Source organism: Tritonibacter scottomollicae, from assembly GCF_003003215.1.
GTDB classification, from domain to species: domain Bacteria; phylum Pseudomonadota; class Alphaproteobacteria; order Rhodobacterales; family Rhodobacteraceae; genus Epibacterium; species Epibacterium scottomollicae.
This window is the reverse complement of sequence record NZ_PVUF01000014.1, coordinates 78,348-93,081: the sequence shown is the minus strand read 5'-3', so window position 1 is coordinate 93,081 and position 14,734 is coordinate 78,348. Positions and strand designations below refer to the sequence as shown.

Annotated in this window: 14 protein-coding genes and 1 pseudogene; 8 read left to right on the top strand and 7 right to left on the bottom strand. The window is 54.4% G+C overall.

Annotated elements, in window-relative coordinates; all coding sequences use genetic code 11:
- From CLV89_RS17965 to CLV89_RS17945, 4 genes and pseudogenes are all read left to right on the top strand, one after another.
- A partial coding sequence (locus tag CLV89_RS17965; protein WP_133166746.1) for an integrase core domain-containing protein occupies positions 1–254 on the top strand: 254 nt, incomplete at its 5' end.
- Between the two features lie 702 nt (positions 255–956).
- A complete protein-coding gene (locus CLV89_RS17960; protein ID WP_106165047.1) occupies positions 957–1,148 on the top strand; it encodes a hypothetical protein in 192 nt (63 codons plus the stop codon).
- A gap of 379 nt (positions 1,149–1,527) precedes the next feature.
- Positions 1,528–1,755 carry a hypothetical protein gene (locus CLV89_RS17955; RefSeq protein WP_106165046.1) on the top strand — a complete coding sequence of 76 codons (228 nt, stop codon included), beginning with the start codon at positions 1,528–1,530 and terminating at the stop codon, positions 1,753–1,755.
- Positions 1,756–1,998: 243 nt separating this feature from the next.
- A pseudogene (locus CLV89_RS17945) lies at positions 1,999–2,546 on the top strand (IS5 family transposase); the annotation flags it as partial.
- 632 nt (positions 2,547–3,178) lie between these two features.
- Here CLV89_RS17945 and CLV89_RS17940 read toward each other — a convergent pair.
- Genes CLV89_RS17940 through CLV89_RS17930 form a run of 3 tightly spaced genes read right to left on the bottom strand, consistent with a single transcriptional unit; the run spans position 3,179 to position 7,055 of the window.
- Positions 3,179–3,727: a hypothetical protein gene (locus CLV89_RS17940; protein ID WP_207796965.1), complete on the bottom strand. Its 549-nt coding sequence runs from the start codon at positions 3,725–3,727 to the stop codon at positions 3,179–3,181.
- A 26-nt stretch (positions 3,728–3,753) separates the two neighbouring features.
- Positions 3,754–4,653, bottom strand: coding sequence for a hypothetical protein (locus tag CLV89_RS17935; protein WP_106165043.1), 900 nt, complete (start codon positions 4,651–4,653; stop codon positions 3,754–3,756).
- 11 nt (positions 4,654–4,664) lie between these two features.
- Entirely contained in the window at positions 4,665–7,055 is a 2,391-nt protein-coding gene (locus CLV89_RS17930; RefSeq protein WP_165798154.1) for a vWA domain-containing protein, read from the bottom strand.
- A gap of 85 nt (positions 7,056–7,140) precedes the next feature.
- Here CLV89_RS17930 and CLV89_RS17925 point away from each other — a divergent pair, with 85 nt between their 5' ends.
- A complete protein-coding gene (locus tag CLV89_RS17925) occupies positions 7,141–7,869 on the top strand; it encodes a response regulator transcription factor (protein ID WP_106165041.1) in 729 nt (242 codons plus the stop codon).
- A gap of 153 nt (positions 7,870–8,022) precedes the next feature.
- On the opposite strand, the gene CLV89_RS17920 is transcribed toward CLV89_RS17925, so the two are convergent.
- The gene (locus tag CLV89_RS17920; RefSeq protein ID WP_106165040.1) at positions 8,023–8,463 is read right to left on the bottom strand and encodes a helix-turn-helix domain-containing protein; all 441 of its coding nucleotides are present in this window, start codon (positions 8,461–8,463) and stop codon (positions 8,023–8,025) included.
- A 115-nt stretch (positions 8,464–8,578) separates the two neighbouring features.
- Between CLV89_RS17920 and CLV89_RS17915 the strand changes: the two genes are divergently transcribed.
- Positions 8,579–10,270 (top strand): DUF6892 domain-containing protein, encoded by a 1,692-nt coding sequence (locus CLV89_RS17915; RefSeq protein ID WP_207796964.1) that lies wholly within the window; start codon positions 8,579–8,581, stop codon positions 10,268–10,270.
- Between the two features lie 605 nt (positions 10,271–10,875).
- Here the strand turns inward: CLV89_RS17915 and CLV89_RS17910 are convergent.
- Complete coding sequence (locus tag CLV89_RS17910) at positions 10,876–11,538, bottom strand: hypothetical protein (protein ID WP_133166745.1); 663 nt, start codon at positions 11,536–11,538, stop codon at positions 10,876–10,878.
- A gap of 477 nt (positions 11,539–12,015) precedes the next feature.
- Between CLV89_RS17910 and CLV89_RS17905 the strand changes: the two genes are divergently transcribed.
- Complete coding sequence (locus CLV89_RS17905; RefSeq protein WP_072506814.1) at positions 12,016–12,534, top strand: SMI1/KNR4 family protein; 519 nt, start codon at positions 12,016–12,018, stop codon at positions 12,532–12,534.
- Positions 12,535–12,704: 170 nt separating this feature from the next.
- Positions 12,705–13,055 (top strand): hypothetical protein, encoded by a 351-nt coding sequence (locus CLV89_RS17900; protein WP_072506813.1) that lies wholly within the window; start codon positions 12,705–12,707, stop codon positions 13,053–13,055.
- Between the two features lie 186 nt (positions 13,056–13,241).
- Here CLV89_RS17900 and CLV89_RS17895 read toward each other — a convergent pair whose 3' ends face one another.
- Together CLV89_RS17895 and CLV89_RS17890 are read right to left on the bottom strand one after the other, a co-directional pair.
- Positions 13,242–13,661: a hypothetical protein gene (locus tag CLV89_RS17895; RefSeq protein ID WP_072506812.1), complete on the bottom strand. Its 420-nt coding sequence runs from the start codon at positions 13,659–13,661 to the stop codon at positions 13,242–13,244.
- A gap of 174 nt (positions 13,662–13,835) precedes the next feature.
- Positions 13,836–14,138 (bottom strand): hypothetical protein, encoded by a 303-nt coding sequence (locus CLV89_RS17890; RefSeq protein ID WP_472143398.1) that lies wholly within the window; start codon positions 14,136–14,138, stop codon positions 13,836–13,838.
- Between the last annotated feature and the right edge of the window lie 596 nt (positions 14,139–14,734).

Genomic DNA, 14,734 nt, shown 5'->3' with positions numbered 1-14,734 from the left:
GTGCCGTGGGCGCGAAGACCGCATTCATTGCCCCGGGATCACCTTGGGAGAACGGCTACTGCGAGAGCTTCAACGCCCGCTTCCGGGATGAGTTACTAAACGGCGAGGTCTTCACCACGCTGCGTGAAGCACAGATCCTCATCGAACGCTGGCGTCGCCACTACAAAACGGTTAGGCCCCACAGCGCCTTAGGGTACCGGCCCCCAGCGCCCAAAAGCATCGTCCCGATAGACCAAAGACCGACGATGCATTAACATTCAAATTGGACCACTCGATGGGGGCACATCAGTGGAGGTGTGTGGTAGGGGAGGTATGTGTTACGTGGTAATGGCTATTGAGAGCGCATCCCATGTAAACATGGGACCACTCACTACTCAGCACCGCAAGCGGTGCTTCCCCGAACCGAACATGCGGCACTCCCTGGGCCAATAGCCTAGCATCTGTCCCATCCGGGCCAGCTGATAGGCTTTGGACCATGGTCGTTTCCGAATGTCCGGATCGGCCCTGCGGGTGACGATCACTTGCGCGGCGCTTCAGATCTATTCTTGGCTCTGTCCATGGGCGGGGGAGGGGGAACACAAATGGCGGGATCGCAGCCGGCAACATCCTTGTTTGGGATAGTGTCCAGATTTCTCCATGAGTATTGGAGCTGGCTAAGATCGGGGTAAGGTTGCCCGTGATCTGTCGGTAGCTTGGAGACTTGGCGGCCGCGGTCCTAGAACGTCTTGCCGGCCCTTCATCACTGCGCACTTTCAGGCTGTAGCCATGTCGATCCTCGCAAGGCCGTGTTTCTCTCTGATGAACATAAGCGGGCAGTCGGGGATGGTCGCTTTACTTCAACTGGAAATTTCCCCTGTGCCTGCGGCCCATTCCTCGCGCACCAAATTTCCAGCTGACATCCCCTTGGAGCCCGCTTCCGCAATGTTCATCGAAACACTCAAGGCGAGGATCAAATCATGGCTACTCAAACTCTGAAACTGAACGTCAAATCCGGCGAAAAAGATGGCAAGACATTCTGGGACCGCTGCGGTGCCCTATTCGTCCGGACCGATGAACAGGGCAACATCACCTCGATCAGCGTCAAGCACAGCATGTTCCCCAACGTTGATATGGTCGCTTTCCCAAACAAGGATGACGTCACCGAATGAGCTACGGCACGGGCGGCTTTGGTCGTCCGTTCGTCTGATCCGGGCCGTTGCGAAGATCTAAGAAGATCCGCGCCTGCGGCGCGGATCACATCATCCAGTAGGGCAGGGGGCATCTTAGTGGGACGCGCCATAGGCACGTCCGTATGAAGGCGGGGTTCCCCGCCTCTTTCCAAGTGGTGGGTCCTCGCCGTGCTCGCTTCCTTCACAGCCCTGAGGGGGCTGTTTCGTGCAGCTGCGCGCGGGTCCGGTCCCGCTTCGCGCACTTGGAAATTCACCACTCCAGTTCGGCACTTGCCAAGGTTTCAGGATCAGGCGCCTGCGGCGCATGACCAGAAACCTGCCGCAATTTTACGGTGCCACACGATAACGGAGAGACAGAATGACAACCTACCGCCTTGGATCGTCTTCGATGGTTCACACACCCGGCATTATTGCTTGGGCCATCAATGGCTACGCATTCGAAGACGACCAACCCCAGCTGCTGAAGACACTCTGCAATACTTGGTCCGGTATTCCAGAAGAGGCATTCAAGCAGCTCTTGGCCAAGGAAGTGCCATACACAATCGAAGATGAGACTGTGGTGTTCAGCGCCGAGGTAGACCAATGACGACGCCACATTGGGAAACACACCTCTATACCTTCGCGGTCGCTCTCACGGCTGGTGATGTGATCAAACCCGAAAATCTGGCAGGGACGCGCAAAAAAGCACTCCACCACGGGCACACCGAGGGGGAATGCCAGATCGTCGAGAAGAATCCAGAGCGATACGTGCGGACCGGGAAGCTAGGGTCAGGACCCATTGATTTTCGGTTGGCTGCGTGATTCACCGCATCAAAAATGGGCGGTGACGATGTCTGATCTTTTCTGGTTGAGCGATGCGCAGATGGCGCGTCTTGAGCGCTTCTTTCCCAAGTCTCACGGCAAGCCGCGAGTTGATGACCGGCGGGTCCTAAGTGGCATTATCTTCATCAATCGCAATGGCTTGCGGTGGCGTGATGCACCGAAGGAATACGGCCCACACAAAACGTTGTACAACCGCTGGAAGCGGTGGAGCGATAAGGGCATTTTCGCACAAATGCTGGTCGGTCTGGCCGCAGATCATCGCGAAGAACAAACTGTCATGATCGATGCGACGTATCTCAAAGCGCACCGTACGGCTTCCAGCCTACGGGCGAAAAAAGGGGGCCTGGAGACAAGCGCGGGCGGGTGATCGGTCGCACAAAAGGCGGGATGAACACGAAGCTGCATGCGATCTGCGACAGCCGTGGTCGCCCGCTCAACTTGTTCATCACTGCCGGCCAAGTCAGCGATTACGTCGGAGCACGGGCTCTGTGCAGCAGCCTGCCGACGGTCGGATGGCTGCTGGGCGACCGGGGCTATGACGCTGACTGGTTGCGTTAATGGCGAGCTCGTCATTACAGCAGTTATCACGAGGACCGGATAATGCGAAGTACGTTGGCCCCACCCTTATTTTCCAGGATGTTCATAGCTTTTTTGCTGCACATTATTCGGATAAGATAGTTTGACACTTAGCCAGCGCACTGTCACCAAGATCTCTAGATTGCAGACCTACGCTGCGCTCGGACTGAACCGGAAAATTGCGGACGTACCTGCCATTCGTTTTTCGCCCCTCGCTAACGCAGCATTCGTTCGCAATCGCGGCACGCTCGTCGCTGCGTTGCAACCAAGGTCACCAGAGCGGTCGTTAAAAGCTCTGCTGAGCCACGAAATTCAAGCCATGCTTTCGGCTTAGGTGGTTCTAACGATTCAGTCGCGGACGAAGCCGACCTTGGCAACTTCCCATCCGCCGGCTGCATTTTCTTTTTTGCGGCAACCGCCGAGAAACACATCCTTGGTGAGATGTAGACCTTTGCTGCGGGCGAGGCGCGATATAGAGATGAAGACCGCAGTCGGCATTCGGGATGTGGATGTTGATACCCCTCTCCCAAGTCCCAGTAGATCCGATTCAATTAAGGAAGCAAAGAAATTGCAGGACGCGGATCCCTAAAAACCTAACGGGACACGCGCCCCTAGCGTGTCCACCTGGTTACGCGCTTGGCCGTGCCGCCCATCGACAAGAGGTTGCCTGACATGATCCCGTACATGGTCGCTTGATCGAGTACAAAGAGGTAGACCTCAAAATCGACCTGCCCTTCGGCGTCCTCGAATGTGCCCGAGACCTGAAGTTGAGGCAACATTTGCCCTGTTCCGCAGCCTGCTACGATGGCCAGCTCTTCATCGGTGATAATTTCAGGATGCTCGCCGAACCAAGCTTCGCCCTGGTCCAGAATGGTCTGGCTTGGCGCGTCCAACACAAATCGGGCGTCTTCGATAAAATCCATATCGTAGGTTCCAGGCGCGGCGCCGCCCGTGACCGCAAGGCCGTTTTCTGTCGGAACAATCTTGGCTGACGTGCTGTTTCCAGAGGGAAGCGGCATAGTGCGCCCATTGAAGCTAAGCGTGCCAAATCCGTTAGACACCTGCCAATCGCCAATGAGAGAGATCTTGAGTTCTTCACTGCTGATGCCACAGGCTGCAGCAGGTGTTGAGAGGTGAACAATCAGGCCGATGGCGGCCAAGACATTTCGGATCATAAAAGGTCCTTTCAGTTTTTAGTGTAGCTGCCTTCAATGGTCGCAAGGCAAGTCGTCGTGGCGCCCGCAACTGCGACAAGGGCCGGAGCAAGGTCCATTTGAATTTGCGCCCAAACGTCTATTTGCCGGTCTGACTTTGCGTTGAGCGCTATGGTGACCACCAAAGAGACACCTGACCCAGCAGCCTGCACGCCCGTCGTATAAGGCTCTGATTGAAATCCATTGGTGCCAACGGGCGTCCAAGAATAAAGCCCGTAATCGGGATTAAGATCGGCAGGCACCCAGCCGGGTTCGCTGAAAACGATGTCTCTGGCCCCTGACTTACCAAGCTGCGCTGACGCCAGTTCTGCAATGCCAGGTGGGCAGCCGACGGCATCGGACCGTGACAGTGCGATGCTCCAAATCCCATGGGCTGGCTGTAAGAAATCTGGTTGTGTGCCAGAGAAAATATTCGGAACGGATAGACCTTCATTTTCCGCGAAGGTCATATCATTCCCGGTCTCCGCCACGTCGCTTTCACTAAAGTCAATATCTTCGCGCAGGTCTTCAGTCTCGGCTTCGTCAAACACCAAGTCCTCTTGGTTGTCCTCGGCGTCGCTCTCGTCAAAGACCAGATCATCGTGACGGTTTTCGATCATGCCATCACCATCGTGAATAATCTCGTAGTCCGCGAGATCGGCCCAGACCGGCTTGACGGTTCCAGTACGTTCATTGCGGGCGACAAATTTAGGTGGGCCAAATGTATCAAAAGCATCGGCCCCGCCGAGCAACTCTGTCAGCTGAGCGTCGCCAAGATAGTCACCCGTGAACGCCAGCTGCCCATCAGTTTCAGTGTAGAGCGGCACATTTTGTGCAATCACGGCTATCGGGGAACAGACCACCAAGCTTGCGATAATCCAAGCGCTTTTCATATCTCTCGTCCTCAATAGAGGTTCACAAGAACGGCACGGCCGTTGGCAGGGTTTGCGATATTGCCGACCCAAACGTCGCTGGTGCCATCCCAACCACCGGGACGAGCCAGCAGCAAGAATAGGGTACCGTCACCCACGGGAATTTCGCCGTCAATCGCATTTACAATCAGATTTTGATCCCAGATGAGCCCCAGTTGAGTTTGCACAATACCGCTTTCATCCAAACCAAATTGGTCGGGGTTGTCCAAGTGGATCGATGCAGAGACGGTCTCGGCACGCTCAATAGGCTCGTCGAATTTAATGAGCCCAACGCGGACACCCAAATTCCGGTCTTCGACTGTCCAGCTGCGCCCGATGGGCAACCAACCCTCGGGTTTGGGAAAATCCCCATTCAGGCTGTTACGTATCAGTTCATAGTCTGTCTGATCTTTCAGAACGTCCGATGTCTCGCGGCACAACAGACCCTGTTGGATCTCTTCGCAGGGGCCAAGCTGTGCATCCCATTGCCGTGGGTTCAGCACGATGCTAAACGCACCGCCTGTTGCGCGCGCCATTTGCATCGTGGGGTGATCAGCCTGTGCACCAGAGGCGGTCGTATAGTAAAATGGTTCTTCGCTGGCCCAGCCGGATGGCATCATCCATTCGAGGCCAACGCGCCGATCAGCGACGCGGCAAGCTGCGTCTTCCTCGCAGGTTTTCCACGCCACAAAGCTCAGCGATTGTGGCCCTGTTTCGGCAGCGTACTCCTGGGCACTGAGCATCGTTTCGCTGGGTTCTCCGCCCGTTGAGTGATTGCCCATGTCTTGCGCGGAGGCGGGCAGAATATCGACCAATCCAAGGTGAATATCGGATCCATCTTGCCGCACCAATTGGACCCTGAAGGCGCCTTCGGAAATCTGGGACGGCACGGCGACAAGGCCGCTTTGTGGCACTGCAAGCAATTGTGTGTCTTGCCCATCCAGACCAATGAACATCACCTGATCTCCCGATTCCGCGGGGCCTTCGAGCAAAAACGCCCCTGATACCCCAGGGCTCAGTGGCTCTACGATCTGTGAGAGTGCAAAGCTCGGTGGGGCAGTCAGCTCTTCAGTTTGGGCCGCGTTTGCCTGTGGCGCGCTGTCTTCAATTGTTGCGACAAGCTGCACAGGGAACCGGCCAAGATTTTCTCCAAGGTCATAGCTGTCGCCCATGATCACGACCTCATAGGCTCCAACGGGCAAATCGAATTCCCAAGGATAGAAGGCATGTTCCGTGGTCTCGGGGTCGCTACCAAAGCGGTAGGTGAAAGTAATGTTCTCGTCAAAGGTGGTGGCACCGTCTGGGAACAACATGACGCTGTAGGTCGCGTTTTGTTGCAAGGGTTCGCGACTGCGCAGTTGGAAGGCAATAGTACCGTCCGTCGTGAAGGCATCCGCGCCTATGAACTCAAAGGTGGCATTACTGGCCGCAAAAGGTATGGAAATTTCTTGCTGGATCTCCGTGAGGTTCACAGCGATTTCGCCAGCGCCGCCGTCTCCTGCTGCAGTAAATGTCCAGTCGCCTCGGGGAAGATCAAGGGTCACGCCTGAAATGATCTGATCCGCACCTTCCAAAACGCCCAGATCCCACGTCTCTCCGGTTCCTGCGCCCGCTGCCGACAAGCGGACAGTTGCCGGACGTGCACTTCCATCTGCAACTGCAATGTTGAGGTTAACTTCGGTCGTTCCTGTCTCTGTATCGGCCGGAGCTGTGGTCACATCCCGGCCCGTCACCTCAGTCAGCGCCGTGGTGAGAGTAGCCGCATCACGCGCATCCACGTAGGTGCCGCCTGTGTTTTGCGCGAGGCATTGCAATTGCGCCCTATCGGCCTCTTCCTGAATGTCAAAGCCGATCACATGGGCCGTGAAATCGACGCCAAGTTGTTCAAGCTCTGCACCAACCGCACAGGGATCCAGATCGCAGGTTTCTTTGCCATCTGACAAAAGAACGACGGTGGCCGCGTTTTCGGTAAAGCGCAGCGTCTCGGCGGCCAAGCGCACGGCCTGACTCAATGGGGTTTTGCCCCGCGGGGAAAGGTCCGTAACAACATCTGCCAAGGATGCGGCTCCCTCGATCGAAGGCTCTGCCAGCAGCTCAATATCGCCGCAATCACCCTTGCGGCGATGGCCATAGGCAATCAGCCCGACCGCCCGATCACCTGAAGTCCAGTCTTGGGACATGTCCGCAAAGACGGCACGGGCAATTTCGATCTTGGCTATGCCGTCAACTTGACCCCACATCGATCCCGAGGCATCAAAAACCACCATCAGATCATCAGGTTGTGCGTCCTGAGCAAACGCCCCCGGCGCGCAAACGATGCCCATGACGGCTGCCGTATTGCAGAAAAAGTGGCGCATCTTCCGCCCGTAAAACGCAAGCTTCATCGTATTATCCCAGCACATTCTAAGCGGAATGTTCGGGATAAACGGTCACCTTGCAATACATTGAAAGTGATATATCAATAATCTCATGAACAGAGAGCTACTTGAAGCGGCCTACCGGTTGGAAACCCGAAAATCGGTTTCCGAAACCTGGGCCGTAATCGTTGACGTCTTGGCGACACACAATATCGACCGCATCTTATATGCGGTGCGAGACGAAGGCGTGGTTCCAAATTGGTTTGTTCTGTCCAACCTACCCAATCAATGGCCATTGGCCGAGACAACGAACGCCGATTTTCATGAACCATTTGTGACCTATTGCTGTGCGACGTTTGAGGTCACCAAGCTTGGCGTCGTGTTTCTGGACCAAAATGAAGGATATATCGATGACTATACCCGCGAATATTTGTCCAAATTAGTCCGGTTTGACTGGCAGGCGGGATTGGGCATTCCATGCTCTCTTGTCGGCTCTGGACGGTACGGCGGCTTTGTGGTTGGGAACAACATGGCACGGCATGGCTTTGAGCGCAGCGTCATGCCATTGGCGGACCAGTTACAGACTTTCTGTTTGATAGCACACCGCAAAATCGAAAGCTGCCGGCGGCTCGATGGCGGCCCATCCACGCACCGGCGCCTCAGCGCGCGTGAATACCAGGTGCTGGAGCTGATCTCAAGCGGCCATCGCCCCAAAACGATTGCAGAGCTGCTTGAGTTGAGCTTGTCCAGCGTCCGCCTTTATATAAAGAATGCACGCCTCAAACTGGGGGTTGCAACCAACGAAGAAGCGGTGGTCCGCTTTCTGCAAGACCACAGATGACGTGATTTCTTAAGTTCGCCTCGGTTCGGTGCTCATCGTATGTTAGCAGACTTTCACCAGATGTCAGCAAAGTCCCACAACCTGTGTATGCGCCTCGCCCGAGTCTATGCTGGGGCTTGTATGAATGACTGGTTTTCTAGCTGCGTAGTAGCATCAGAATTTTCGCTCATGGAGCATCTGTGACGCTGCGAGCGCACGCAGCGTGAATTTGCTAGGTCTTCTGTGGGCTCTTTGTCCTCTTTCGCAAAGATCTGGGAAAAGCTGCTCTGGCGTAGTTTGTAAAGCCTCGGCCAAAGCCTGCTCGATCTTTGCAGACCGGCACATTCTCTTGCCCACCAAGGTGACAGCAGAGTCAGTCACGCCCAATTCGCGGGCGATCTTTGCGAGAGAGCTTCCCCGGACTCGAAGATCACTGCCGACATTGAAGGCAAAAAGCCGCGTTTGACAGCTTGAATGTCCGGTTCCGGGAAGTCGAGGCGCGATTTGTGCATGTGCGGCAACGAGAGCCAACCTTGCTTCGCATCGGTCACTTTGGGCTGGCGTCCTCTGAGGACCGGGAACATGTGCGCGCACGCTGCAACTCTGCTGGTGCATCGCCGCAAGCCAGAAACGAGCCCATTTTACCGGATGCTGCGCTTTGCATGAAAGTCTACTTTTGCAATCATCAGCGCTGGGTTAAATGATTGGGGAAACCGATAAGGATAATATTGTGGTCCTTCTTACGTCAAAACATCTCGTCGATTCCGACTTCAATAGTGCAACCGTACAACTCATTCATGCTGACTGGGCCAAATGCATCGGTCGCGATGTTTCAGATTATGAAGGGATGTTCCAAGACCACTTAGTCAACCTGCGTGCTGTTCTGGGGTCTGAGCCTGCGCCCAGGCCAAGGGGTCTTTTCAACAGGCTTTTCGGTAGCTCCAACGTTGACGGAAACAGCACCGACGTGTCGGTCTACCGCTTTGCGATCTGCTTCGCCTCTGGCAAGTACCTGACTGGCCACGGTGCACGGCAAGCGACGCAACAGCAGCTTAACCTGATCCACGCTGAACACCTGAAGTTGATCCGCGCCCTGTTGGATGTGCCCGACCGGGTCATGACAAACACGCCCTTGCCGGGCGCTAAAGGCACCCTTGGCGAGGTGGCTGGGGCCGCGCTGCTCAGCTACTTCCATCATACGGATTTTGGCCCCCAGGGCAGACGCCTGAGGGCGGAGGCCGCACACCTAGTTCCGAAGCTGTTGAGGCGCTTTGCTTACCTCGACTCCAACTTGATCGTCTCGATCCTAGGGGATCATCCCAGTCTCGTCGATGAGGCCGGGAGTTTGATCCAAGATATTTTCCGAGATCCCGGCCACGATCCCGAACGCGGTCCCTATGGTTGGATCGGGCAAAACATGACAGGTTTTTACGCGTTGCGCGAAGATCCGTTTCAGAAGTACGGTCCAAAGATTATGGCGCATGTGTTGGCGGACGCGGCAGTCTGGCCGCGTGAAAACCTTTCCAACCTAGCACGGGTTTTTGCCTTTGATCCTTTGGACCTGACAATCGGCACGGCAGAAGAAGAGGCTCAAAAGGCGCTGGACGGCATCGCACGTGAAGAGGCCAGAATTGCCGAGGGCTTTGACGGGCCGGACAATTCGATCTCCCCTCAGCAGGCAGAGCAATTCAGCCGCGAAAGACTTAAAGCGGCGAAGGCGCGGCTCAAACAGATTGAAACCGGATTTGACTCGGTCCGAGCGGAGCATTTCACCGCCGCTGCCAAGCACCTCGCCAAAGCCAACGGCGCGCGTAAAACGGTAGAGATAATCGCAAGGGCCTTGCCCGTGGACCTTGCCGCGCCCCTGAAGGAGGCTTTGGCGAAGGCTGACGCCATCAAGATGCAACCGGTTGCCTTTCCAATGCCCAAGGCGTCTGACAACCGCTTCAAAGATATTGGCTTGAAGTTCATGGTGATTGACGAATTGATGTATGTCCAAAAGCGCCTGCTCCCGCTCTTTGACATCCGGCAATTTGCAGAAGAATGGACGAAACGCGAAATCTCCATTGAGGATGATGGCTACGACGTTATCCCTGAAGCCATGACCTACTTCAAAAACCTCGCGATTCCAGGTGAGTTGCTCTCCCATGTCGAGGTGTTGACCCAAAAATCGGGCCTTGATGGGGGGGGAGGTGGCGTGATCGAGCAGATGGTGCCCTTCTGGGATCCAGGGGGCGGTGATGGCCCGGTTCCAGTTACAAACAAGGCTGCGGTCGACCTAGACCTATTGCCAAATCTCACATGCATCGTCGGGCTAGAACATGAGGTTAATGAACCGAAACCCCGAAAGTTGCTGCAAGAATTGGAAAAGCGAGGGATCAACACAATCCCTGAAAGTCTTGCCATCTGGGGCAAGGATTAAGACTGATCCCCGTAAGCAGCCATTGGAGCAACCGCAGCGAAATGGCGCTTTGTCCGCATCCCGTCCGTTCGATGATGGTTAGTGGCTGCACTTGCGGCGAAGGTCTGCTCCATCCGTTGCTCGTGTAGCATGGGACCGCCGCCTGGCTGGCAGATTCCACTACTTTGCAAAGGTTGCTATCTCCGCGTCGCTGACGTCTACACTGATCGCAGTATCGCCTGGATCAATTTTACAGGCTTGAAGGTCCGCTTTCGGGAGGCTTTCGCGCTCGCAGCGGCGCTTGCGCTGCGCCCTGCCTGAATGTCGTGATTGGGCTGCGAGCGACCCGGGCCAAGGTGAACCCAACCGGCATCAAGTCCGAACTGGCAGGCGAAGGTTGATCACTAGCGTCACCCACCGCCTCAGTGCAACACTCACAACCAGCTTCAACATGCTTGTCCCATCATTGCCGCGGCGCCAACTATAGCCTTGAGGCGTGTTCGCTCGAAAGGATGCTCCATTAGCAAGGGCTTCATCAAGGTTACGGTCCCCGGTCATCTTGATATCGACAACATTTGGACGCCCTAAATGCATATATTGTGCCATGTAAAGGTGTGAGGTACTTCTCAATGGTTAGTGCAACAGCCCCCTTCAAAGGATGTCGCTGGAGCAGTCGTCAGCCTGCCTTGTGCATCATGGGTGACTTCGTTCTTAGATAAATCTGTTCCGGAAAAACACATTGGAAAGCGCCATGCCTGCAGTTTATAGAGGATGTCCAGATCATCCTGCGGCAAGGCAAAGACCACCCCTTTGGCGGTTTTATATGACGGAATAAACCGTTCTGATGACAGCAGTACAATCTGTTTGCCATCATCTTGCGGTGTGCTGATATGGAAACGGCAACCGCGCAGCGGGGTTACCCAGTCTTGTGCGGTGATATGGGTGACCCAATAGACAATTTTTTGATCGTTCAGGGTTTCGCGGTAGATGGCTTCGATATCGTAGTTATATCCGCCTGCTTTGATACGGAACTGGGCAATTGTGTCTTTGGTATCCACCTGCGGGGTAACCCACAAAAGAACCGGCCCCTGTTCAGTCAGCTTGGATTTCAGGAATTCCTTGCCGCGCATATCCAGGACAAACGCACCGTTGCGCACCAGCCAATCTGTAGCGATTTCAAGACGTTCGATGGTGGATTTTTCCAAGGAGCTGGGGTTTTGCGCATGTATCGTACTGGGTACCAAGAGGAAGAGTGATAGGGCCATCTGCCAAAGGCGCCGTTGCTGCATCTAGTTTCCCCAATGTGTTGTAGCGATCAAAGTCAGCGTATTTATGACCCAAAAAACGATCCGGACTGAAAACGTTGAATGCGACCTTATTGGCACCTTAGTCGTCAAGGGCTTCGGTTGTCTTGTTATTGACCGCTTCAAACTGGCCAGTTTCCAACGCAGCGAAAGGTTGCGTCGAACTACCGATGCGCGGGGACCGCTCTACCGACGCTGAAACCGGTGACTTTGGTCTTGCAGAACAGGCCCGCCGTGACAAGATACAGCGACTTGTCTGATTGATATGACAACGGCGATTTTAGGTGGTGACACCTTGTTCTGTCCATTGACCCTGCGGACATGGGCGCCATCTGGTTCTGGTCTTCCCATTGGGATGGCGATTGCCAACAAGACCGTCAGTCGGCCCGCGTTCGCAACGGTGGCGTTCCGCACTTTGGTGGTGCAAGTATAGCCCGAAGGCCACTAAATTAAGGCGATCACATGGAAATCACGCTCGATATGGCTTTGTCCCGCTTCAAAAAGGACCCCGATTATGCGCCTGCCACCCTGTTTTGGAACAAGGCGCATTTCGAAAAGCTGTTAGAAAAGACGGGTTGTCGTCTGCCCACCCAGTACAAAGAGCTGTTGGAAACGGCTGGCGAATTTGAACATGGGTTTGGCTATTACTTTCTGGCGACTTGGCCAGACGGCGCACAGACCAAACATGAACTACAGGTGCCGTTCCAACCGTTGCAATCTGTCATCGACAACTTCGAGATATTTCGAAAAGGCCGTGAATTTCCCGACCGCTTTCCCCATGATATGGTGTTTATCGGCACAGCAGACGCAGGCCACACCAACCTTTTGGCCAATGGCACCGACCCAACGGACAATGCCGTATATCTTTGGGAAACGGCCAGTGACCCTTGGGGGACAGGCAACAACACTCAGGGTCTGGCCCGCTGCGCGGATACGTTGTTCGGGTTTCTCTACAACCTTGATGACTGGGACAACCTGTAGCGGTGTTTCAACTCTCGAAAAATGGCACGCGACGTATCGCGATGCCTGGCCTGACATGCTGGTCGAGTTTACCCTCACTCGCAGAGCTTACTGCGCTTGGCCATGATGATATGAAGTTCTTGGGCAGCACGAGACTTGCCGTCGGTGATGGCGCTGCTTAAAACCCTAATATGTTGAAACTGTCCGCTATTTTTTTTGTTCTTCTTATCGCGCTTGGCGTTGTGGGAGAGACTATTCTTCCATTCTATGGTGGCGACAGAGAGTTGGCAGCGCGAGTCTCAAAAGTTAGTTTTGTTTTGCTGGGTGGAATTGCCTTTGCTTTTGCTCAACCGGCCATCTGGGGCTGGTTTATTCAGGCGGTACAGAACGCCATTCAGCGCAGCGGGACCAAATCCCGTATGGCGCAAACCATTATGCGGCCCGGACTCAAGTCCACCGCGCGGTCCGCTGGGCTGGGTCTTTGCTGTTTCTTTTTGATTATGACTGCGGTTTTGGCATTTCAGCTTTGGCTGCAACGCTGATAAGACAGGCCTTACTGAGAGGGCTAAACCGAATATCATGGCCTCAGCCCAAATCGATCTCACTACCCGCGCAAACTTGATGTGACTGGGTACCTTTGGTTGGCGCAGACGGTGGAGCATTTCAGCCTCTCCGTATTTTTGAATGCATCTAAGAAGCTACTACTTTCGATGTCATCAGCGCCAGCCTTAACGAGCAAATTTTCGATTGCTCACCATTTGGCCTAAGCGAAACTTACAAAATAAGAAGGTCATCCCGCCGAATAGCCCTAATCCGCCACCAGCGCTGATCAGCTTAATGTACTCGAGCACGCGTGACCCGGAGAACCAAGTCGAGAAAAATACGACGAACAATCCGGCACCCAGAAAAAATCCCACCATAGCCGCCAAGTGGTAACTGACCATGTTATGGTGGGTCGCAACAGCGTAAACTGCCAAGACCGGAACGGCGCTAGCGGTGGTTACAAGCCCAAAAATCGTGCCAGTCTGCACCATAAACGCGGTAAAGCCTATGTCCCGCGGCGACCCAAGCGCCGCGACAATTGACCACAATGTTGCAACGGCTAGGCAAGCCAGTAAAAAAGCAATAACCGTAACAACTGCCTTCATGGAGGGCGACTCCTGTTAAGAGCAAAATGGTGCTAATAAGATTTTTGCTCGGATAAATAGCATAATGATCCTTTATCGCGTGGTGGTCAAACACGTTAGATGCAACTGGTCGCCTCCTGCTCAACATTCAGGGCGCTATCCATTCAGCGGCTGCTAGCTCATGATTTTTTGGCGCTAGAACTGCTTTGTTGGCCCAACTGGACCGAACGTGCATATTTGGGCGTCTTGGAGAACAATAGGGGAACGCAACTGAGTATTGGGCAAAACACCTATGAAGTCTAGTGTCTTGGCCCGAACCGCATGTTGAACTCTCGCAAATGCTCCTGTGTCAATTTTACTATTGATCTCTATGATGGCCATCCCTTGGTAAATTTCGCCCTGCAACAGAACCTTTAAGTTGCTGGAATCAATGCCAAAATGTGAACCATCTTTTGCCGCAGCGATTTGGCTTTCGATCAAGGGAAGTCCATCTCTGATCTGGTAGCTTAAGTGCCATCTATCTGCCTCCTAAGCTGCGCAACAAAACGCTCAAAGTACATAGCATGGTAAACTGAGGTGGAAAATCAGATAAGCCTTTGTATCTTCAATTCCTTGGCTACCGCACGGTCTGCTTTGGGCTGTGACCGACCTCGTGCGTCTGCAGCATCCCACCTGCTGGGGGATGGCGGCTGAGGGCTCTTTCGTTGGATTTGCTGCGCTTTGCGCGAACGGCGGTTGTTTACAGGATCAGTCGAGGGCAATTTGCTTTCGAACTTTAGCTAGGGGCTTCTTGGTTGGGTTAACCAACCCAAGGAGAACCCGATGTTATCATCACCCCCCAAAGCACTTCTGAAACTTCGCGAGGCTTTGCAAGAACAGCGCTACAGTCCGACTGTCGTGCGCAATTATTGTCTTTATGCAGGCCAGTTCCTGTCTTGGTTGCAAGCGAAAGAGACTGCGCTGTGCGATGTAACGCCAGACCTTGTAGCGCACTATCTAGATCATGCGGTGCGACAATTTGAGAAGGATCGCGGGCGACCACCTGCATCTAGATGGTCTTCGATTCCTCGATCCAGCATCCACGCCTTGATGCG

Excerpts from the sequence above, each read along its gene's own strand:
- CLV89_RS17960 (WP_106165047.1), top strand. The coding sequence starts at position 957 with ATGGCTACTCAAACTCTGAAACTGAACGTCAAATCCGGCGAAAAAGAT.
- CLV89_RS17955 (WP_106165046.1), top strand. The coding sequence starts at position 1,528 with ATGACAACCTACCGCCTTGGATCGTCTTCGATGGTTCACACACCCGGC.
- CLV89_RS17935 (WP_106165043.1), bottom strand. The coding sequence starts at position 4,653 with ATGAAAAGCGCTTGGATTATCGCAAGCTTGGTGGTCTGTTCCCCGATA.
- CLV89_RS17930 (WP_165798154.1), bottom strand. The coding sequence starts at position 7,055 with ATGAAGCTTGCGTTTTACGGGCGGAAGATGCGCCACTTTTTCTGCAAT.
- CLV89_RS17925 (WP_106165041.1), top strand. The coding sequence starts at position 7,141 with ATGAACAGAGAGCTACTTGAAGCGGCCTACCGGTTGGAAACCCGAAAA.
- CLV89_RS17920 (WP_106165040.1), bottom strand. The coding sequence starts at position 8,463 with ATGCACCAGCAGAGTTGCAGCGTGCGCGCACATGTTCCCGGTCCTCAG.
- CLV89_RS17910 (WP_133166745.1), bottom strand. The coding sequence starts at position 11,538 with ATGCAGCAACGGCGCCTTTGGCAGATGGCCCTATCACTCTTCCTCTTG.
- CLV89_RS17905 (WP_072506814.1), top strand. The coding sequence starts at position 12,016 with ATGGAAATCACGCTCGATATGGCTTTGTCCCGCTTCAAAAAGGACCCC.
- CLV89_RS17900 (WP_072506813.1), top strand. The coding sequence starts at position 12,705 with ATGTTGAAACTGTCCGCTATTTTTTTTGTTCTTCTTATCGCGCTTGGC.
- CLV89_RS17895 (WP_072506812.1), bottom strand. The coding sequence starts at position 13,661 with ATGAAGGCAGTTGTTACGGTTATTGCTTTTTTACTGGCTTGCCTAGCC.